The organism is Mammaliicoccus sp. O-M54, assembly GCF_022386035.1.
GTDB lineage: Bacteria > Bacillota > Bacilli > Staphylococcales > Staphylococcaceae > Mammaliicoccus > Mammaliicoccus sciuri_A.
In genome coordinates this window covers 236,048-257,332 of record NZ_JAJNJE010000003.1, presented here as the reverse complement: position 1 = coordinate 257,332, position 21,285 = coordinate 236,048, and the positions used below count along the sequence as shown (strand labels likewise).

Below are 21,285 nucleotides of genomic sequence, written 5' to 3'. Positions count from 1 at the left end.
ATTTTGATGATTATGCGAAATACATTGTGTATTTCGCTTTTTTTATTTATGCGAAACAATCTTATTATATTGTGAGATATGATAAAATATAATCAATATAAAGATGGAGGTATCTTATTGTGGAAAAATTGGTACTGATTGATGGTAATAGTTTATCATTTAGAGCATTTTTTGCTTTGCCTTTATTAACAAATAAAGCTGGCGTTTATACTAATGCTATATATGGTTTTACGATGATTTTAGATAAAATAATTAAAGAAGAAGAGCCAACTCATTTTATGGTTGCTTTTGATGCTGGAAAAACAACTTTCAGAAATAATATGTACAGTGAATATAAAGGTGGTCGTGAGAAGACGCCGGATGAATTAAGAAGCCAATTACCATATATCCGTCAACTTGTGGAAAGTTATCATATTAAACATTATGAATTAGAAAATTATGAAGCGGATGATATTATCGGTACATTATCTCGTGAAGCGGATGAGAAAAATATTAAGACGATTATTATTACGGGTGATCGAGATTTAACTCAGCTAGCAAGTGAAAATGTAACGATTTATTATACAAAAAAAGGTGTAACAGATATTGATCATTACACACCTGAATTTATCGCTGAAAAATATGATGGTTTAGTACCTAACCAAATTATTGATATGAAAGGGCTTATGGGTGATAAGTCAGATAATATACCAGGTGTGCCTGGAATTGGTGAGAAGACAGCGATTAAATTACTGAAACAGTTTGAGACTGTAGAAGGTGTTTATGAAAATATTGATGAGTTAAAGAAATCAAAAATGAAAGAAAAATTAATAGATAACGAAGACAATGCTAAGTTAAGTAAAGAGCTAGCTACGATTAATCGTGAGTCTCCTATTGAAGTCACAATTGATGACTTGAAACTTACAGAACAAAGTAATGACGAGAAGATAAAGTTATTTAAGACATTAGAATTCAAACAATTGCTTGATCAAATGGATGCAAGTGCTGAAGCAACAGATGACCGAGAGATTAAATACTCAACTGATATTGATGACTTTGATTTTGATAATGTAACTGAAGCGGCTATTCATTTTGAAACGAACGAAGCTAATTATTTAAAAGCAGATATACTTGGATTTGCGATTCATGCAAATGACGAAACTTATGTTGTTTCTCTTGATGTTTTAAAAGAACATAAAAAATTACAACAATGGCTTGAAAATGATCAAGTAACATTTGCAACTTATGATGCTAAAAAAACGATTATATTATGTAAAAGATTAGGTATTGAAATTAATGGTATTCAGTTCGATACAATGTTAGCGAGTTACATTTTAGATCCTTCTAGAACAATTGATGATGTATACTCAGTTGTATCAGAATTTGGCATTTATTATGTACCGAATGATGAAAGTATATATGGCAAAGGTAAAAAGTTGCACGTCCCAGAAGAAGATATGCTTTTTGAAAGTATCGCTAAAAAGGTAACAGCAGTTTATGAAACAAAAGATAAAATGACTGAATTACTAGATGAAAAAGATCAATTAAGTCTACACGATGATTTAGAATTACCGTTAGCACGTGTATTAGCTGAAATGGAATATATCGGCATAACGGTTGATAAAGATACTTTAGTTGAAATGCAAGAAGACTTGAAAGTACGTATCGATAAATTGATTGAACAAATTCATCATCATGCTGGTTCGGAATTCAATATTAATTCACCAAAACAGTTAGGTGTCGTATTATTTGAAGATTTAAAACTACCAATTATTAAAAAGACAAAGACAGGATACTCAACTGCAGTTGATGTGTTAGAACAACTGCGCAATGAACATCCAATTATTGAAGATATATTAGTCTATAGACAACTCGCTAAACTTCAATCTACTTATATTGAAGGATTGCAAAAAATGATTACGTCTGAAGGTAAGATTCATACAAGATTTAATCAAACATTAGCTCAAACGGGTCGTTTAAGTTCTGTAGATCCTAATCTACAAAATATACCTATAAGATTAGAAGAAGGTAGAAAAATTAGAAAAGCATTTAGACCAAGTAAAGAAAATCACGTTATTTTTGCTGCTGACTATTCTCAAATCGAATTACGTGTATTAGCAGATATTACTGGTGACGAGCATATGAAAGAAGCCTTTACTGCTAATGAAGATATTCATACGACAACTGCAATGCGTGTGTTCAATGTCAGTAAAGACGAAGTAACTTCAAATATGAGAAGACAAGCAAAGGCAGTTAACTTTGGTATTGTGTATGGTATTAGTGATTATGGTTTAAGTCAAAGTTTAGGTATTACAAGAAAAGCTGCTAAGCAATTTATTGATGATTACTTAGACAGTTTCCCTAAAGTAAAAGAATATATGGATACAATCGTACAAGATGCTAAACAAAAAGGTTATGTAGAAACGCTACTTCACAGAAGAAGATATACACCAGACATCACAAATCGTAACTTTAATTTAAGAAGTTTTGCTGAGAGAACAGCTATGAATACACCAATTCAAGGTAGTGCAGCGGATATTATTAAATTAGCAATGGTACAATTTGCGAATAAGATGAAAGATAAAGATTTTAAAGCTAAATTATTATTACAAGTACACGATGAATTAATATTTGAAGTTCCAGAAGATGAATTAGAAGCATTTCAACCGTTTGTAGAAGACATCATGGATAATGCACTCGAGTTATCTGTGCCATTAAGTGTAGAATCTAGTTCAGGACAAACATGGTATGATGCTAAATAATAAAAGGAAAGAAGATTATATATGCCTGAGTTACCAGAAGTAGAAAGTGTTAAAAAAGTGATAGAACCTAAAATTGTCGGTGCCACAATACAAAATGTAACTTTTTCAGAAAAAGTTGAATTGGGCAAATCGACAGGTAAAGAAACAATTATAAAAGGTAGTTCATTAGCTGTATTCAAAGAACGTACTGAACATTACAAGATTATGAGTGTCTATCGTAGAAGTAAATATATTTTTATGGAAATTGATAACGGTGAAAATAGCAATGTTATCATGTGTCACTTCGGTATGACGGGGGCATTTTTTACAGTTCCAGATTTAAGTCATATTGAAGTTGATAACCATAGGAAGCATTGGCACGTTATATTTGAATTAGATAACGGATTACAGCTTATATACACAGATATTAGAAGGTTTGGTGAATTAAGAGCATTGGAAGATTTAAGTGAATATCCTTCAGTCTTAAAAATTGCACCAGAACCGTTTGTTGAAGAAGCTTACCAACATTACTTAAATAAAGTGATGTCAAATAAATTTATCAATAAACCAATTAAAGTCGCGATATTGGACCATACAGTTATATCAGGTTGCGGTAACATTTATGCTTGTGAAGCTTTGTTAAGAGCGGGCGTTCTACCGATGAGACCTGTGAAAGACTTAACTTCAAAAGAACGTAAAGCGGTCTTTGATGAAGTGGTTAACGTGTTACAAGAAGGTATCGATAACGGTGGTTCAAGTATATCTGATTACTACAATGCAGATGGTGAAAAAGGGACAATGCAAGAAAAGCATAGAATATATGGTAAAAAAGTGTGTGGTCAATGTGGCGGGCAAGTATTACAAAAAGTCATTGCCACAAGAAACACGCACTATTGTCCAAATTGTCAAAAGTAGGTGTAAAAATGGCGAAAGTAATAGGTTTAACTGGAGGTATTGCTACCGGCAAGTCTACAGTATCTCGTATTTTACAAGATAAAGGGTTTTGTATAGTAGATGCCGACGTAGCTAGTCGAAAAGCAGTCGAAAAAGGTAGCGTTGGTCTACAACAAGTTAAAGAAGTATTTGGAGAAGATGCAATTATAGATGGTGAAATGAATAGACAATATATTGGTTCTATTGTATTTAAAGATTCAACAATGCGAGAAAAGCTAAACAATATTATTCACCCGATAGTAAGAACAATAATGGATAAAGAAAAAGAAGAGGCATTAAATCATGGTAAAAATGTCATAATGGATATTCCGTTATTGTTTGAGAACAAATTGCAAAATACAGTCGATGAAACTTGGTTAGTTTATACAGATCAAGAAACTCAAATACAACGTCTTAAAGAACGTAATCAGTTAAGTGATGAAGAAGCGGAAGCAAGAATACAATCACAAATACCAATAGATGAAAAGAAAGCATTAGCCGATTGTATAATTGATAACAATGGAAGTTTAGAGGATTTACATCAAAATATTGATGATTTACTTAATAATAAGGCATTAAATCTTTAAAATTAAATAAGCTTAAAATGAAAGTGGATGAATAGCATTTGTTATTCTTCCACTTTTTTAAATTATTTTAGAAAAAGATAATAGAAAACGTTTTCAACAAACTTTTAATGTGATATACTAATTGCAATAAATAGTATATCACATTAAAAGGGGTTCTCGACTATGAAGAAAAATATCGCAATTAATGGTTTAGGAAGAATTGGAAGAATGGTCTTAAGAGGTGCACTTAAATCAAATGATTTAAATATTGTGGCTATTAATGCTTCATATCCACCAGAAACAATTGCTCATTTAATTAAGTATGATTCTACACATGGCAAATTAGATGGAGAAATTAAAGCAGTTGAAGATGGCATCATCATTGATGGTCATAAAATTTTACTTGTATCTGAAAGAGATCCTAAATTATTACCGTGGGGAACTTTAGGAATTGATATTGTTATAGAAGCAACTGGTAAATTTAATCATGGAGATAAAGCTATTGCACATATTGACGCTGGCGCTAAGAAAGTTATTTTAACAGGACCATCTAAAGGTGGCCATGTTCAAACAATTGTTAGAGGTGTAAATGATGATGCACTTGATTTAAATGATTTTGATATTGTTTCAAATGCATCTTGTACAACGAATTGTTTAAGCCCGGTAGTCAAAGTTTTAAATGATACATTTGGAATCGAAAATGGATTGATGACAACTGTACATGCATTTACGAATGACCAAAAGAACTTAGATAATCCTCATAAAGATTTGAGAAGAGCACGTTCTTGTACGGATAGTATCATTCCAACTTCAACAGGTGCAGCAAAAGCATTGTCACTTGTATTACCTGAATTAGAAGGGAAAATGCATGGAATGGCATTAAGAGTACCAACTTCTAATGTTTCTCTTGTAGATTTAGTTGTCGATTTAAAACAAAATGTAACAGTTGAAGAAGTGAATGAAGCATTACGTCAAGCTAGTAATGGACCATTAAAAGGGATTATGGATGTTAATGATGAGCCGCTTGTTTCAATTGATTTCAAAACGAATCCACATTCAGCAATCGTTGATGAACAATCTACAATGGTCATTGCAGATAATAAAGTGAAAGTACTTGCTTGGTATGATAATGAATGGGGTTACTCAATGAGAGTTGTTGAACTAGCAAAACAAATTGCTCAAATACTTTCAGAAGTGAGAGAACAAAAAATTTCATAAGTGATATAAGGTACATTTAAAACGTAATGTGGTAAATTAAATACCGCATTACGTTTTTTTATTGAATAATAATACTGTTAAGTATCTATAAGTGCATTTTGAAAAGTAGTGAGCGTTTAAAAAAATAACAAACTACTGTATAATCAACCTATGTAATAAGTATATGAGGGGTGAAACGAATGAGATGTCCAAACTGTAAATATGAAAATTCCAAAGTTGTAGACTCTAGACACGCGGATGATTTAGTAGCAATTAGAAGACGAAGAGAATGTGAATCATGTGGATTTCGTTTCACAACTTTTGAAAGAGTAGAGCTCACACCTTTAATCGTCGTAAAAAAAGACGGCGCAAGACAAACATTTAATAGAGATAAAATATTAAACGGTTTAGTACGTTCTTGTGAAAAAAGACCGGTTGCTTATCAAAAATTAGAAGAAATTACAAATCAAGTTGAAAAAGAATTAAGATCTGAAGGTAACACAGAAGTATCTTCAAATGATATTGGTGAAAAAGTTATGGAACATTTAATGGATGTCGATCAAGTATCTTATGTAAGATTTGCATCAGTATATAGAGAATTTAAAGATGTCGATCAATTATTAAAGTCTATGCAAGGCATATTGAAAGACCGAAAGTAAGGTGAGTATTAATGGCGGAATATTTTAGTGGTATCAAGCCAAGTGATGGCTTCTATGTTAAATCGAATTATAATTATACACATGTACATCAAGATATATTAGTTAGTTTATATACGCCATTAATTGGAACTGATGCAATTGGTGTTTATTTATATTTATCGCAGTTTAATTATCATCATGAAACAGAAGCGTATAATCATTATACAATTATGAATGATTTAAGAATAAATTTATCTAGCTTTAGAGATGCTTTAGACTTGTTAGAAGGTATTGGCTTACTGAAGACATATTTTAAGACGAATCAAGAAGCGCAATCATTTATTTATCAATTAGAGCAACCTGCTACAGCAGAACAATTTTTTAATGATCCTTTATTATCTGTATTTTTATATCAACAAATTGGGAAGTCGAGATATATTAGATTAAAAAATAGATATAAAGATGACAGTGTGACAACAGAAGGTTTTCATGAAGTGACCAAGAGCTTTACTGATGTATTTAAAGTGCCAAAGTTGACGAATGTTGAACAACAAGATGATATCAATATTCGACCCGAATATAAAAGTAAAGGTCTCGATTTGTCAGACGTTCAATTTGATTTTGAAATGTTAGAATTATTGTTGAGTAATCATTTGATTTCTAAAGAGATTTTAAATAAACAGACGAAAGAAGTCATCATACAAATTGCTACGTTATATGGTATTACACCAGTTGAAATGAAGTCTATTATTTTAAAATCCATTACAGAAAACCAAACGATTTCATTACAAGATTTAAGAAAACATGCACGTACAATTTATCAAATTGAGCATGAAGGTGAACTACCAACATTAGATTTAAAAAATGAAAAGCCTAAAACAAATGCGCATGCTGAAAACAGTGAAGTGAACTCTTTATTGTCTTGGTTTGAACTGTTGGATACGACAAGTCCAATAGACGTGTTATCATCATTTACGCAGTCTGAACCGACAATATCACAAAAGAGAACTGTTGAAGATATTATTACACGCGAAAAATTACCGTATGGTGTAATTAACATATTGTTAGAGTATGTAATGTTTAAAAATAATATGCAATTACCGAAAGCATATATTGAAGAAATTGCTTCGAATTGGAAAAAGCTTAAATTATCTTCAGCTGAAGAAGCTTATCATTACGTTAAAAATCTCGATAAACAAAAAGCAGAGAAGAAAAAAGAACGTAAAAGTAATGCAAATAACCCTTATAAATTAAAATCAATTGAAAAGACACCAGAATGGTTATTAAAACAAAAATCTTCTGAATCAACTAAAGAAGAGAAACAAAATGATCATGAATCTGATGCTGCGTTTGAAAAAAGAAAACAAGCGCTTCAAAAAGAAATGGAAGCTTTTTGGAAAGAAGGTGATCAATAATGGAACCACTTGGACAACATTTGAAACAAAATAAAGATTTTCAAAAACGATTAGAAAAAATTAAAAAAGATACATTGTCTCATAATGAAGTAAAGGCATTTTTAGAAGAACATCAATCTGAATTAACGAACGAAATGATTGATAGAGATTTAGATCAATTACAAGCATATAAAGATCAATCGAAATGTTGTGAGAAATGTGGGAGTTATGGCACTTGTATCAACTTTGTGAAAGGTCATGTACCTGAACTATACATTGAGAATGACCACATCAAAACAAGGTACTTACCATGTCCGAACAAAATCGAATACGATGAACAAAGATTTGAATCAAGTTTAGTGACATCATTCCAAATGCCAGAAGAAACGTTGAAAGCGACGATCAAAGATATATATATCGATAATGAATCTCGTATGCAAATTATTAAGAAGGCTATGGATATCTGTAATAAAATTGTAGCTGGTGATGAAGTTAAAGGACTATATATTCATGGTCCATTCGGAACGGGTAAATCGTATATATTAGGTGCAATTTCAAATCAGCTAAAAGTCAAAAAGCAACCTTCTACAATTATATATTTGCCTGAATTTATTAGAGTGCTTAAAAATGGATTTAATGACGGATCATTCAGTAGTCGATTTGAAGCGGCACGTGAAGCTAAAGTGTTGATGCTAGATGATATAGGTGCGGAAGAACTGACACCATGGGTTCGTGATGAAATATTGGGTCCATTATTGCATTATAGAATGGTCCATAAATTACCGACATTCTTTAGTTCGAATTTTAACTTTGAAGAGTTAGAATTTCATTTGAGCAAAACACGACAAGGTTCAGAAATAACGAAAGCTAGTCGAATAATGGAACGTATTAAAACAATCTCTGAGCCATATGAATTAGATGGTAAAAACTATCGCGCTTAATTTTAGCTTGATATTTTACAGTAGAGTTGTATAATTGAATTATCTTAAATGAATATACAAATTTAGAGGACATGACGTCTATAAAGCATTCACAGAGAGTCTCATTGAGCTGAAATTGAGATAATGCAATATAAATAGTTACTCCCTCAATACATGATGTGTTAATCCACATTCGGCTCAAGACCGTTATCTTATGTAGAGTTATCGTGCTTATTTGTTAAGTACGTTAATGAGGGTGGTACCGCGAGAGATTTCGTCCCTTTGGATGAGGTCTCTTTTTTGTGTTCTTTAATAAAAAAGAGGAGGAAGTCGTTATGAGTGAGATAAATATTAAGTTTCCGGACGGTAATGTAAAAGGGTTTGAGCAAGGCACAACTACTGAAGAAATCGCTCAATCTATTAGCCCAGGTTTAAGAAAGAAAGCTGTAGCTGGTAAATTTAATGGTCAGTTAGTAGATTTAACAAGACCTTTAGAAAATGATGGAGAAATTGAAATCGTTACACCAGGAAGCGATGAAGCTTTAGAAGTGTTAAGACATTCAACTGCACATTTAATGGCACAAGCTTTACAAAGATTATACGGAGATGTGAAGTTTGGCGTAGGTCCTGTAATCGAAGGTGGTTTCTACTACGATGTAGATACAGAACATAAAATTTCTAGTGACGACTTTGAAACTATCGAAAAAGAAATGAAACAAATTGTGAATGAAAACTTTAAAATTGAACGTAAAGTTGTAAGTCGCGATGAAGCGAAAGCATTCTTTAAAAATGATGAGTATAAATTAGAGTTGATCGATGCTATTCCTGAAGACGAAAACGTAACACTTTATTCTCAAGGTGAATTTACAGATTTATGTCGAGGCGTACATGTTCCTTCAACTTCAAAAATTAAAGAATTTAAATTGTTATCTACTGCAGGTGCTTATTGGAGAGGTGACTCAAACAATAAGATGTTGCAACGTATATACGGAACAGCATTCTTTGATAAAAAGGAATTAAAAGCATACTTGAAAGTATTAGAAGAAAGAAAAGAACGTGATCACCGTAAAATCGGTAGAGAACTAGAATTATTTACTACTAACCAAGATGTTGGTGCTGGATTACCTTTATGGTTACCAAATGGTGCGACAATTAGACGTGAATTAGAGCGTTATATTGTAGATAAAGAAGTCGCAATGGGGTATGACCATGTGTATACACCAATTATGGCTAATGTAGATTTCTACAAGAGATCTGGACATTGGGATCACTATCACGAAGATATGTTCCCACCAATGGATTTAGGTAATGAAGAACTTGTGCTTAGACCTATGAACTGTCCACATCACATGATGATTTATAAAAATAGTCGTCATTCATATAGAGAGTTACCAATTCGTATAGCTGAATTAGGTATGATGCATAGATATGAGGCAAGTGGAGCAGTATCTGGTCTACAACGTGTTAGAGGTATGACTTTAAATGACGCACATATCTTTGTTCGTCCAGACCAAATTAAAGAAGAATTTAAACGTGTTGTTAACATGATTCTTGATGTGTATAAAGATTTCGGTTTCGAGGATTACAAATTCAGATTAAGTTATCGCGATCCAGAAGATAAAGAAAAATACTTCGATGATGACGAAATGTGGAATAAAGCACAAGCGGTTCTTAAAGAAGTAATCGATGAAATGGCATTACCATACGAAGAAGCAATCGGTGAAGCGGCATTCTATGGCCCTAAATTAGACGTTCAAGTTAAAACAGCAATGGGTAAAGAAGAAACACTTTCTACTGCTCAATTAGATTTCTTATTACCACAAAAATTTGATTTAACTTATATCGGTAATGATGGTGAAGAACATCGTCCAGTTGTTATTCATAGAGGCGTAATTTCTACTATGGAAAGATTTACTGCATTCTTAATAGAAGAAACTAAAGGTGCATTCCCACTTTGGTTAGCACCAAAACAAGTGGAAATTATACCTGTAAATGTTGACTTACATTACGATTATGCAAGAGCATTAAACGATGAATTAAAATCTCAAGGTGTGCGTGTTCATATTGACGACCGTAACGAAAAAATGGGATATAAAATTCGTGAAGCTCAAATGAAAAAAATACCGTACCAAATAGTAGTCGGTGATAAAGAAGTAGAAAACCAAGAAGTAAATGTACGTCAATACGGATCTAAAGATTCAAAAACAGTTGAAAAAGGCGAATTCATCTGGAATATTGTGGATGAAATTCGACTAAAAAAGTAATATCCTATTGAAATTTCTGGAATCATCGGGTATAGTTTTAATAGTGAAATTTAATTAAATATTCCTCAGTAATGAGTTAGAGGTTGCGATGTTCAAGAGTAATTATTCAGAAGCGAAATGGCGCGTATGTTGAAATAATGAAAGGGTGCATCGCCGAAACGAATCATATCCATAATATGATTTGTTGGGTCAGTGTTTAATAGATACTGGACTGTCACACTAAGTGATGTGCTACCAATTTGTATGGAATGTTCATATATCGGTCGCATATCTCTTGAGATATGCGACTTTTTTAGTGGCTCGATTGTGGAATGGAGAAAGGAAATAGCAATGAATCAAGAAAAATCAACGAACAATATTCAAAGGAAACTCAAAGATAGACATATCTCTATGATAGCCATCGGTGGTTGTATTGGTACTGGTTTATTTATGACTTCTGGCGGAGCGATTAGAGATGCTGGACCGGGTGGTGCATTACTAGCATATGCAATAGTTGGCTTGATGGTCTTCTTCCTTATGACATCATTAGGAGAAATGGCGACTTATTTACCAGTCTCAGGTTCTTTTAGTACTTACGCAACTCGATTTGTCGATCCTTCACTAGGATTTGCATTGGGATGGAACTATTGGTTTAACTGGGTTATTACAGTTGCAGCTGATATTACAATTGCATCTCAAGTTGTGAGTTACTGGGAACCATTAGAAATCATTCCATCATGGTTATGGAGTATCATTTTTATGGTTATCATATTTGGCCTTAATGCACTTTCAGTTAGAGTATACGGGGAAAGTGAATACTGGTTTGCATTTATTAAAGTAGCTACAGTAATTATTTTCATTGGTGTAGGTTTATTAACGATATTTGGTTTACTAGGTGGCGAATACTTAGGATTCGATAACTTTGTAGCAGGTGATGCACCATTCTTAGGTGACTCGAACGTTAATACATTCTTACTTGTATTAGGTGTATTCTTAGTTGCGGGATTCTCATTCCAAGGTACCGAGTTAATTGGTATTACAGCTGGAGAATCTGAAAATCCTGAAAGAGCAGTTCCTAAAGCGATTAAACAAGTATTCTGGAGAATTTTATTATTTTACATTTTAGCAATCTTTGTAATTGGTATGATTATTCCTTATACAAATCCAAACTTAATGGGTGGAGACGAAATTGCGAAATCACCATTTACACTAGTATTTGAGAATGCAGGTTTAGCATTTGCTGCTTCATTTATGAATGCTGTTATTTTAACTTCAGTATTATCAGCAGGTAACTCTGGTATGTACGCTTCAGTTAGAATGCTATTCTCAATGAGTAAAGATAAATTAGCATCACCAGTATTTTCAAAAACAAATAAATCAGGTGTTCCATACACAGCATTATTTGCAACAGCAGTAGTTGTTATACTTATATTTGCAATTGAGCATTTAAGTGGTGGCGCATACGAATATATTATCGCTGCTTCAGGTATGACAGGCTTTATTGCTTGGTTAGGAATCGCAATCAGCCATTATAGATTTAGAAGAGCATTTGATCTACAAGATTATGATAAGACTAAATTAAAATATAAAGCTAAATGGTTCCCATTTGGTCCATTGTTTGCATTTGCTTTATGTGCGATTGTAATTGTAGGACAAGATGTTGATTTCATCCAAACTGGTGAATTCGAACCAAGAAGATTCTTTATTACTTATATGGGTATTCCTGTATTTTTAGCGTTTTATATTTTCCATAAACTAAAATATAGAACTAAAATGATTCCACTTGATAAAGTTGACTTAAGTCAAGATGTGGATATGAAAGAATTTGAAAAGAATATTAAATAAACATTGACATAAGGGTTTATAATTGGTAAGATAAGTTTTGTTGAATACGAAACGGACCAAGTAGAAGCATACCCGCTTCTCACCTGTAGTGACGCGTAAAGCAGTTAGCAGGTACAATAAACCTTTAAAGTTTATGGATGAGAACGGGTGCATTATGCATTCGTTCTTTTTTTCTTGGACGACTTCGTAAAATTCTAGGAGGTGTCAACCATAGCTAAAGATCAGACTCAAGTTAACGACAAAATTCGTGCAAAAGAACTTCGCCTTATTGGCCAAGATGGTGAGCAAATTGGTGTTAAATCTAAATATGAAGCCCTTGAAATGGCTGAACGAGTAGATTTAGATGTTGTAATCGTAGCGCCTAATGCTAAACCACCTGTTGCAAGAATTATGGATTACGGTAAATACAAATTCGAACAGCAGAAGAAAGAAAAAGAAATGCGTAAGAAACAAAAAGTAGTCAATGTTAAAGAAATTCGATTAAGTCCAACTATCGAAGAACATGACTTCGAAACTAAATTGAAACATGCTCAAAAATTCTTATCTAAAGAAGATAAAGTTAAAGTATCTATTAGATTTAGAGGTCGTGCGATCACGCATAAAGAAATTGGTCAACGTGTGTTAGAACGCTTTGCAGAATCTTGTAAAGACATAGCAACAGTTGAACAAAGACCTAAAATGGAAGGGCGTTCAATGTTCTTAATGTTAGCGCCAATTTCAAACGACAAATAAACCGAAATTATAGGAGGAAATCTCAATGCCTAAAATGAAAACTCATCGTGGAGCAGCAAAACGTGTTAAAAGAACTGGTTCAGGTCAATTAAAACGTTCTAGAGCGTTCACTTCACACTTATTCGCAAACAAATCTACAAAAGCAAAACGTAAATTGCGTAAAGCTTCATTAGTTTCTAAATCAGATACTAAACGAGTTAAACAAATGTTAACGTACGTAAAATAATAAACATAGCGGACTAATGGTCCATTTTAAGGAGGAATTATCATGCCACGTGTTAAAGGTGGAACAGTGACGAGAGCTCGTCGTAAAAAAGTTTTAAAATTATCTAAAGGTTACTTTGGTTCAAAACATACATTATATAAAGTTGCTAAGCAACAAGTTATGAAATCTGGTAACTACGCTTACCGTGACCGTCGTCAGAAAAAACGTGAATTCCGTAAATTATGGATTGCACGTATTAATGCAGCAGCTCGTCAAAACGACATCAGCTATAGCCGTTTAATGAATGGTCTTAAAGTAGCTGGTATTGAAATTAACCGTAAAATGCTTTCTGAAATCGCTATTTCAGACGAAAAAGCATTTGCTGAATTAGCTACTAAAGCTAAAGACGCTTTAGCTAAATAATTGCATTTCATTGTTGTATAAGCTGTCAATAAAGTTATTAACTTTATTGATGGCTTTTTTTATGAAATAATATAGTAGAAAGTGCGTCTTCTTTACGCTTCAAATTCGCTTTGATAAAATAGTGTAGAAATAAGAATAAGGAGTTTATTATGTCTAAATTTGATGAAATGATTACAGTAGTACCACGTAAATTAATATTTAAAGACGAAGCTTATCAATTTGATGGGTTTAAATCTATTCAAGATGAAGAAACTAAATATATTTATGAAACAATTAGTCAATTTGAAACAAAACGTCGTGGTGATATGGAAGAAGATCCTTCATATAAACAACTCATTTCATATTGTATATTAGAAAATGAGGACGACGAAGTACTTGTATATGAAAGGTTAACTGGTGGTGGCGAAAGTCGATTACATGGTTTAAGTTCAATAGGAGTAGGCGGACATATGAATGATGTTCCTGAAGCTGTGACAGTTGAAGAGGTAATCAGAGAGAATGCTGCAAGAGAACTTGAAGAAGAAGTTGGTTTAAATAAACAAGATGTAGCAAACATGGAGTTAATTGGATTTATAAATGATGATCAAGATGAAGTAGGTAAAGTTCATATTGGTGTTGTTTTTAAATTAAAAGTTAATAAATCTAGCGTTGAAGCAGTCGAAACAGATACATTAAAAATTAAGTGGGCTGATCAAACAGAATTGTTGAATCATAAGAATTATGAAACATGGAGTAGTCTAATTATAGATGGTATATACAGAAGAGGTGAGTAACCTTGAGTGAAATTATTCCATTTCCAAAATTAAAAAAACAACTGGTTAACAATATTAATCTTGCGATTCGAAATGAACAATTTGATGAAGCGTATGAATTGTTTGAAACATACGAGCAACATTTTGAGATGGATGATGACTTATCAATAAAGAAATGTGAAGTCTTAAAATCTTGCGGTTACTATCTTGAATTGCGAGAAGAAGCGAGTATATTGCTGAATCAAGGTCATCCATTCTATGACAAAATAGTCATTTATTTTGTAGAAAGTTTATACTTTTTAGAACAATATCAAACAGTAGTTGAAATTATTAATCAAATTAAAGATGAAAATATCGAACACGCTACGAGAATGGCATTGCTACCTATTCAAGATATGGCTAAAGAAAAGTTGAACCAAAGGCAATTGAAAGCTTCAGAGGTATTGAGAACATTTCAAGAAACACAATTTGAAGAACAAATTAATCTACTTATAGATTTAATTGATCATCACTTAGGTATATTTAATTTAACTTTAGCTCAAATTATTGAGAATGAAGTATTACATCCTAATGTGCAAAGTTTAATATTAGAATATTTAAGATTAAGTGAATGGTCAGCTGAAGTTAAATTCAATAAAATAGATGAGAATATTACTGTTATACCGACTGAATTACCTGGTATAGAAAGAACAAATTTTACACAAAATATCATTCCTAAAGTAATTGATCAACTTGAAATTGATAGTCCTTCATCTATAGAGTTAGCTAAAAGTTTATTAAACCAACATGCCATTATTATGTATCCAATTACACTAAATGATATAAATGATGATGTTTTAGTTGCATGTTACTTGAAACTTTTATCAGAACGTTTTAATATAGACGCTAACTACGAAAGTGTGACTCAACAAGATTGGGACATATTCATTGAAGTCATTCAAAAATTGCAATGAATATAAACACTATAGTTGAAACATTAGAAAGCTATGTTATAATTAAAGAGTTGAAAATTTATAAAATTAGGATAATCACGGAGGTTTTTATTCATGACAGCAACATGGGAAAAGAAAGAAGGTAACCAAGGTTTATTAACTGTTACGGTTCCTAAAGAAGAAGTAGATAAAGGATTAGACAAAGCATTCAAAAAAGTTGTTAAACAAATTAATGTACCTGGTTTCCGTAAAGGTAAAATGCCAAGACCATTATTTGAACAAAGATTTGGTGTTGAATCATTATACCAAGATGCTTTAGATTTCATTTTACCTGAAGCATATGGCAATGCAGTAGAAGAGGCAGAAATCAACCCAGTTGATCGTCCAGAAATCGACGTTACACAAATGGAAAAAGGTAAAGAACTTATCTTTGAAGCAACTGTAACTGTTGAACCAGAAGTTGAATTAGGAGACTATAAAGGTCTTTCAATCGAGAAACAAGATCGTGAAGTAACTGACGAAGAATTCAATCAAGCAATTGAAGATGCAGTAAGCCGTCAAGCTGAATTAACAGTTAAAGAAGGCGAAATCGCTGAAGGAGACGTTGTTAACATTAACTTTGATGGTTATGTTGATGGTGAAGCTTTCGAAGGTGGTCAAGCAGAAGGTTATGATCTTGAAATTGGTTCTGGATCATTCATCCCTGGATTTGAAGAACAATTAATCGGTCTTAAAGCTAACGATAGCAAAGATGTTGTTGTCACATTCCCAGAAGAATACCACGCTGAAGAATTAGCTGGTAAAGAAGCTACTTTCAAATGTGAAGTTAACGAAGTGAAATCTAAAGAAATTCCAGAATTAGATGACGAGTTAGCACAAGAACTTGATGAATCAGTTAGCACAGTTGATGAATATAAAGAAAAATTACGTAAAGACTTAGAAGAAGCTAAAGTTAATCAAGCAGAAGCAACTGAAAAAGAAGAAGCTATTACAAAAGCTACTGACAATGCAAAAGTTGATATTCCAGAAGCTATGATTAATACAGAATTAGATCGTATGATGCAAGAATTTGAACAACGTATTTCTCAACAAGGTTTAAACCTTGAGTTATACTATCAATTCTCAGGTCAATCAGAAGAAGAACTTAAAGCACAAATGAAAGAAGATGCTGAAAAACGCGTTAAAACTAATTTAACTTTAAGAGCTATTGCTGATGCAGAGAATATCGAAGTATCTGATGCAGATGTTGAAGCTGAATTCGCTAAAATGAGCGAACAATTTGGATTATCTGTTGAAGATATTAAAGCAACATTAGGTAATAACGATATTTTAGTTAATGACCTTAAAATCCAAAAAGTTATCGATTTATTAGTAGCTGAATCAGCTGGAGAATAATAATTATTCGGTATTAAAGTAACTATAGTAGCAGAATATTTCTGCTACTATTCTTTTTTAGTCCGTTTAATTTGAAAAAGTAAAAAACATTTAGTATAGTCTAAAAAGAATAGGGGTGTAAAAATGTTTAAATTTAACGATGGTGAAGAAAACTTAAAATGTTCTTTTTGTGGTAAAGAACAGGATCAAGTTAAAAAACTTGTTGCTGGTAGTGGCGTATATATTTGTAATGAATGTATAGAATTGTGTTCTGAAATTGTAGAGGAAGAATTAAAGTCACAAGAACCAGAACAGTTTACTGATGTTCCTACACCTAAAGAAATTATGGAACAATTAAATGATTATGTTATCGGTCAAGAAAATGCGAAAAAATCATTAGCTGTAGCTGTTTATAATCATTATAAACGTGTACAACAACCTTCTGAAAGTGAAGATGGTGTTGAATTACAGAAAAGTAATATTGCATTAATCGGACCTACTGGTAGTGGTAAAACATTGCTTGCACAAACGTTAGCTAAATCATTAAATGTACCATTTGCAATTGCAGATGCAACAAGTTTAACTGAAGCAGGTTACGTTGGTGAAGACGTTGAAAATATATTATTAAGATTAATCCAAGCAGCAGATTTCGATGTTGAAAGTGCTGAAAAAGGTATCATTTACGTGGATGAAATTGATAAGATTGCACGTAAATCAGAGAATACGTCAATTACACGTGACGTATCTGGTGAAGGTGTACAACAAGCGTTACTTAAGATCTTAGAAGGTACGACAGCAAGTGTACCGCCACAAGGTGGAAGAAAGCATCCAAACCAAGAGTTTATTCAAATAGATACAACAAATATTCTATTTATCCTTGGTGGTGCCTTTGATGGTATTGATGAAGTTATTAAACGTAGACTTGGTGAAAAAGTTATCGGCTTTAGTAGTTCAGGTGATGAAATTAGTGACGAAGAATCATTATTATCACAAATTAGACCTGAAGATCTACAGGCTTATGGTTTAATTCCTGAATTTATTGGTAGAATTCCAATTGTAGCTAACCTTGAAACATTAGATGTTGATGCATTGAAAAATATTTTAACGCAACCTAAGAATGCGTTAGTTAAACAATATACTAAGATGCTTGAATTAGATGATGTTGAACTACAATTTGATGAACAAGCACTTACGGCTATTAGTGAATTAGCAATAGAACGTAAAACAGGTGCACGTGGACTTCGTTCAATTATTGAAGAAGCTTTAATCGATATTATGTTTGATATTCCATCTAGCTCTGATGTAAGTAAAGTAGTTATTACTGAAGATACAATTAGAGATCATAAATTACCAAACTTATATGATAGTGAAGGTAATTTAATCAATGATGAAAAAACATCAGCATAATCACATATGATTATAAAGGCTGAGACATGTTATTAACTGTCTCAGCCTTCTTTAATGTTTAAAAGTGATTTGATAGACCTATCGTTACTGTGTTTAAAATATAAGTAAGATAAGATATAATAAAAGAAACAAACTTGTAGGAGAAAACGATGAAAATTAATCCGAATAATGTAGATATTATAATCAGTGCAGTAGATCCAAAACAATATCCTGAGACTGGTTTGCCAGAAATAGCACTTAGCGGACGTTCAAATGTTGGGAAATCAACATTTATCAATACGTTAATTTCAAGAAAAAAAGTGGCAAGAACGTCATCGAAACCAGGTAAGACACAAACATTAAACTTCTTTAATATCGATGAGCAACTTATCTTTGTAGATGTGCCAGGTTATGGATATGCTAAAGTTAGTAAAAAACAAAGAGAACAGTTTGGTAAGATGATTGAACAGTACTTAACAACTAGAGAAGCATTAAGATGTGTAATTCAATTAGTTGATATTAGACATAAACCGACTCAAGATGATGTGTTGATGTATAACTATCTGAAACATTTTGAAATACCAACTATCGTCATTGCGACTAAAGAGGATAAAATTCCTAAAGGTAAAGTACAAAAGCATTTAAAAATCATTAGACAAACCTTAGAATTAGATCCTGAAGATAAATTGATTAGTTACTCATCTTTAAACAAAGATAAGACAGACAATATTTGGGCATTATTGTCACAATTTATTTAAACAAATTACTCACATTTCTAGATTAGAAATGTTATAATTTAGACATTGGACATAAATTAATGGGGGCGTTAGAAGTGCATGTTGTTGTAGTAAGCGTAAACTATAAGACTGCAGATGTTGCAATGCGTGAAAAACTAGCTTTTAATGATCAAGAAATTGAGAATGCGCTTGTAACACTAAACAATCAAAAATCTATATTAGAATGTGTAATCTTATCGACTTGTAATAGAACTGAAGTATATGCGGTTGTAGATCAAATTCACACTGGTAAATATTATATTCAGTCATTTTTAGCAGATTGGTTTGATCAATCTTTAGATACAATTAAACAATATACGAACGTTTTAACTGAGAATGATGCAGTGGAACATTTATTTAGAGTGACTTCAGGATTAGATTCTATGGTTCTAGGAGAGACTCAAATTCTAGGTCAAATGAAAGACGCATTTCAAATTGCTCAAACAGAGGTTACAACTGGAACGATGTTTAACCGTCTGTTTAAACAAGCAATTACTTTAGCTAAGCGTGCGCATCATGAGACTGATATTGCGTCAAATGCTGTTTCAGTATCATATGCAGCTGTTGAATTATCTAAAAAAGTTTTAGGTAAATTAGATAATAAGAAAGCATTAATCATTGGTGCAGGGGAAATGGCTGAGTTAGCTGTTGCGAATTTAAATGGCAGTGGCGTTAAAGACATCACTGTTTTAAATCGTACAGTAGCTAAAGCAGAATCTCTTGCAATGCAATATAAAGGCGTAGCGAAAAGCATCAATGAATTACAATGTTCATTAATGGAAGCTGATATTGTGATCAGTTCTACTAGTGCTGAACATTATGTATTAACTAAAGATATGATGCGTGATGTAGAGCGTTTTAGAAGAAATAAACCGTTAGTATTAATTGATATTGCGGTACCTAGAGATATAGACCCAGCAGTAAATGATTTAGATTCAATGTTTAATTATGACGTGGATGATTTAAACGGACTTGTTGATGCTAATTTAGCAGAACGTGAACAAGCAGCAAGTGAAATTGAATTATTAATTGCTAAAGAAATTGATAAACACGATGAATGGGTGAATATGTTAGGTGTTGTGCCAATTATTACGGCATTAAGAGACAAAGCATCACATATACAACAAGATACAATGATGAGTGTTGAAAGAAAGCTTCCTGATATGACTGACAGAGAGCGTAAAGTTATTTCTAAACACATGAAGAGTATCGTCAATCAACTATTAAAAGATCCGATTACACAAGCAAAAGAATTATCAACGGACAAAAAATCAAAAGAAAAATTAGAATTATTCCAAGAAATCTTCAATATCTCAAGTGAAGTTGAGCGAATAAATGAAACTAAGAAAGAATTAAAACAAGATCAATTGTCTCCTAAAACAGTTGAATCTTAATACAAAATAATGGTGATGCTATGCAAGATGTAATTTCTGTACGTTTGCATGAAATAGTATTAATTATTTACATGATTTGTTTAGGGTGCTATTTTTATGACTTTATTCAAAAGAATTCTAAAGTTAGAAAGTTTGGGTATTATGCGCTAGGGATTGTTTGGATTTTTCAAACAATCTTTTTGTGCATGTATATTGTTACAACGAAACAATTCCCTGTACTAACAATTTTTGAAGGATTTTATTTTTATACATGGATGATTATCACTGTTTCATTAGTTTTAAATTATTTTAAATCCACAGATTTAACAGTCTTTATTATCAATTTGATTGGATTTGTATTTTTAGTTATTCATACATTTAGACCAGAACAGTATGACACAGAAAATACTGCTGCAAATATAATGAATGAATTACTTTTAATACATATTTCTTTAGCTATTTTAAGCTATGTTCTTTTTGCATTGAGTACATCACATGCAATTTTGTATTTGTTACAAAGAAAAAATTTAAAAGAGAAAAAATTTAATCAAAAGTTCTTTAGAATGGGCAGTATTGACCAATTAGAACAAAATGTATTTAGATTTACATTAGTAGGATTTTTAGTCTTATTAATTAGTTTAATACTTGGCATTCAATGGGGACTTATTATAATTGGTAGTGAAATTTGGATTGATAGTAAAGTAGTCGGTTCTTTAATTGTCTTACTACTTTATGGTATTTATTTATTTTTAAGAGTAAGAAAATCAATCAACACAAAAACGTTAGTTATAGCAAATATTATGATGTTTCTCGTGTGTATGATAAATTATTTGGTGGTCTCAAAATTTTCAGGATTTCATCAATGGTTTAACTAAA

Annotated in this window: 19 protein-coding genes, 1 riboswitch and 1 other annotated feature; all 19 genes read left to right on the top strand. The window is 32.1% G+C overall.

All coding sequences use genetic code 11. The annotated features are described in order from the left end of the window. Window positions 1–119: 119 nt before the first annotated feature. On the top strand, window positions 120–2,741 hold the full coding sequence (polA, locus tag LQ673_RS07190) for a DNA polymerase I (protein WP_191835672.1): 2,622 nt from the start codon (window positions 120–122) through the stop codon (window positions 2,739–2,741). 21 nt (window positions 2,742–2,762) lie between these two features. Further along, the gene (mutM, locus tag LQ673_RS07185) at window positions 2,763–3,635 is read left to right on the top strand and encodes a bifunctional DNA-formamidopyrimidine glycosylase/DNA-(apurinic or apyrimidinic site) lyase (RefSeq protein WP_126477565.1); all 873 of its coding nucleotides are present in this window, start codon (window positions 2,763–2,765) and stop codon (window positions 3,633–3,635) included. An 8-nt stretch (window positions 3,636–3,643) separates the two neighbouring features. Further along, a complete protein-coding gene (gene coaE, locus LQ673_RS07180) occupies window positions 3,644–4,240 on the top strand; it encodes a dephospho-CoA kinase (protein WP_191835671.1) in 597 nt (198 codons plus the stop codon). Between the two features lie 162 nt (window positions 4,241–4,402). Next, entirely contained in the window at window positions 4,403–5,437 is a 1,035-nt protein-coding gene (locus LQ673_RS07175; protein ID WP_191835670.1) for a glyceraldehyde-3-phosphate dehydrogenase, read from the top strand. A gap of 179 nt (window positions 5,438–5,616) precedes the next feature. Continuing rightward, window positions 5,617–6,075 carry a transcriptional regulator NrdR gene (gene nrdR / locus LQ673_RS07170; RefSeq protein WP_025904300.1) on the top strand — a complete coding sequence of 153 codons (459 nt, stop codon included), beginning with the start codon at window positions 5,617–5,619 and terminating at the stop codon, window positions 6,073–6,075. 11 nt (window positions 6,076–6,086) lie between these two features. Further along, window positions 6,087–7,469: a replicative helicase loading/DNA remodeling protein DnaB gene (locus tag LQ673_RS07165; protein ID WP_191835669.1), complete on the top strand. Its 1,383-nt coding sequence runs from the start codon at window positions 6,087–6,089 to the stop codon at window positions 7,467–7,469. Next, a complete protein-coding gene (gene dnaI / locus LQ673_RS07160) occupies window positions 7,469–8,389 on the top strand; it encodes a primosomal protein DnaI (protein ID WP_191835668.1) in 921 nt (306 codons plus the stop codon). Before LQ673_RS07165 ends, dnaI begins: the two co-directional genes overlap by 1 nt. A 314-nt stretch (window positions 8,390–8,703) precedes the next feature. Then, a complete protein-coding gene (gene thrS, locus LQ673_RS07155) occupies window positions 8,704–10,632 on the top strand; it encodes a threonine--tRNA ligase (protein ID WP_239745026.1) in 1,929 nt (642 codons plus the stop codon). Between the two features lie 69 nt (window positions 10,633–10,701). Beyond that, window positions 10,702–10,874: riboswitch (Lysine riboswitch) on the top strand. A gap of 88 nt (window positions 10,875–10,962) precedes the next feature. Next, complete coding sequence (locus tag LQ673_RS07150; RefSeq protein WP_159315695.1) at window positions 10,963–12,456, top strand: amino acid permease; 1,494 nt, start codon at window positions 10,963–10,965, stop codon at window positions 12,454–12,456. 52 nt (window positions 12,457–12,508) lie between these two features. Continuing rightward, window positions 12,509–12,634, top strand: a sequence feature (ribosomal protein L20 leader region). A 23-nt stretch (window positions 12,635–12,657) separates the two neighbouring features. After that, on the top strand, window positions 12,658–13,188 hold the full coding sequence (gene infC, locus LQ673_RS07145; RefSeq protein ID WP_025904295.1) for a translation initiation factor IF-3: 531 nt from the start codon (window positions 12,658–12,660) through the stop codon (window positions 13,186–13,188). A 25-nt stretch (window positions 13,189–13,213) separates the two neighbouring features. Further along, on the top strand, window positions 13,214–13,414 hold the full coding sequence (gene rpmI / locus LQ673_RS07140; RefSeq protein WP_016910907.1) for a 50S ribosomal protein L35: 201 nt from the start codon (window positions 13,214–13,216) through the stop codon (window positions 13,412–13,414). A 42-nt stretch (window positions 13,415–13,456) separates the two neighbouring features. Then, entirely contained in the window at window positions 13,457–13,816 is a 360-nt protein-coding gene (gene rplT, locus LQ673_RS07135) for a 50S ribosomal protein L20 (RefSeq protein WP_025904294.1), read from the top strand. A gap of 149 nt (window positions 13,817–13,965) precedes the next feature. Then, window positions 13,966–14,589 (top strand): NUDIX domain-containing protein, encoded by a 624-nt coding sequence (locus LQ673_RS07130; RefSeq protein ID WP_025904293.1) that lies wholly within the window; start codon window positions 13,966–13,968, stop codon window positions 14,587–14,589. Between the two features lie 2 nt (window positions 14,590–14,591). Next, window positions 14,592–15,521 (top strand): hypothetical protein, encoded by a 930-nt coding sequence (locus tag LQ673_RS07125; RefSeq protein WP_191835667.1) that lies wholly within the window; start codon window positions 14,592–14,594, stop codon window positions 15,519–15,521. Between the two features lie 93 nt (window positions 15,522–15,614). After that, a complete protein-coding gene (tig, locus tag LQ673_RS07120; RefSeq protein WP_025904291.1) occupies window positions 15,615–16,895 on the top strand; it encodes a trigger factor in 1,281 nt (426 codons plus the stop codon). Between the two features lie 123 nt (window positions 16,896–17,018). Then, the gene (gene clpX / locus LQ673_RS07115) at window positions 17,019–18,281 is read left to right on the top strand and encodes an ATP-dependent Clp protease ATP-binding subunit ClpX (protein WP_025904290.1); all 1,263 of its coding nucleotides are present in this window, start codon (window positions 17,019–17,021) and stop codon (window positions 18,279–18,281) included. Window positions 18,282–18,430: 149 nt separating this feature from the next. Beyond that, window positions 18,431–19,018: a ribosome biogenesis GTP-binding protein YihA/YsxC gene (yihA, locus tag LQ673_RS07110; RefSeq protein WP_025904289.1), complete on the top strand. Its 588-nt coding sequence runs from the start codon at window positions 18,431–18,433 to the stop codon at window positions 19,016–19,018. 74 nt (window positions 19,019–19,092) lie between these two features. Continuing rightward, the gene (gene hemA, locus LQ673_RS07105) at window positions 19,093–20,430 is read left to right on the top strand and encodes a glutamyl-tRNA reductase (protein WP_204171241.1); all 1,338 of its coding nucleotides are present in this window, start codon (window positions 19,093–19,095) and stop codon (window positions 20,428–20,430) included. A 20-nt stretch (window positions 20,431–20,450) separates the two neighbouring features. Next, entirely contained in the window at window positions 20,451–21,284 is an 834-nt protein-coding gene (locus LQ673_RS07100) for a cytochrome C assembly family protein (protein WP_037588464.1), read from the top strand. Window position 21,285 lies beyond the last annotated feature (1 nt).

Excerpts from the sequence above, each read along its gene's own strand:
- coaE (WP_191835671.1), top strand. The coding sequence starts at position 3,644 with ATGGCGAAAGTAATAGGTTTAACTGGAGGTATTGCTACCGGCAAGTCT.
- tig (WP_025904291.1), top strand. The coding sequence starts at position 15,615 with ATGACAGCAACATGGGAAAAGAAAGAAGGTAACCAAGGTTTATTAACT.
- clpX (WP_025904290.1), top strand. The coding sequence starts at position 17,019 with ATGTTTAAATTTAACGATGGTGAAGAAAACTTAAAATGTTCTTTTTGT.
- nrdR (WP_025904300.1), top strand. The coding sequence starts at position 5,617 with ATGAGATGTCCAAACTGTAAATATGAAAATTCCAAAGTTGTAGACTCT.
- LQ673_RS07100 (WP_037588464.1), top strand. The coding sequence starts at position 20,451 with ATGCAAGATGTAATTTCTGTACGTTTGCATGAAATAGTATTAATTATT.
- mutM (WP_126477565.1), top strand. The coding sequence starts at position 2,763 with ATGCCTGAGTTACCAGAAGTAGAAAGTGTTAAAAAAGTGATAGAACCT.
- rplT (WP_025904294.1), top strand. The coding sequence starts at position 13,457 with ATGCCACGTGTTAAAGGTGGAACAGTGACGAGAGCTCGTCGTAAAAAA.
- LQ673_RS07150 (WP_159315695.1), top strand. The coding sequence starts at position 10,963 with ATGAATCAAGAAAAATCAACGAACAATATTCAAAGGAAACTCAAAGAT.
- LQ673_RS07165 (WP_191835669.1), top strand. The coding sequence starts at position 6,087 with ATGGCGGAATATTTTAGTGGTATCAAGCCAAGTGATGGCTTCTATGTT.
- LQ673_RS07175 (WP_191835670.1), top strand. The coding sequence starts at position 4,403 with ATGAAGAAAAATATCGCAATTAATGGTTTAGGAAGAATTGGAAGAATG.
- LQ673_RS07130 (WP_025904293.1), top strand. The coding sequence starts at position 13,966 with ATGTCTAAATTTGATGAAATGATTACAGTAGTACCACGTAAATTAATA.
- rpmI (WP_016910907.1), top strand. The coding sequence starts at position 13,214 with ATGCCTAAAATGAAAACTCATCGTGGAGCAGCAAAACGTGTTAAAAGA.
- dnaI (WP_191835668.1), top strand. The coding sequence starts at position 7,469 with ATGGAACCACTTGGACAACATTTGAAACAAAATAAAGATTTTCAAAAA.
- thrS (WP_239745026.1), top strand. The coding sequence starts at position 8,704 with ATGAGTGAGATAAATATTAAGTTTCCGGACGGTAATGTAAAAGGGTTT.
- yihA (WP_025904289.1), top strand. The coding sequence starts at position 18,431 with ATGAAAATTAATCCGAATAATGTAGATATTATAATCAGTGCAGTAGAT.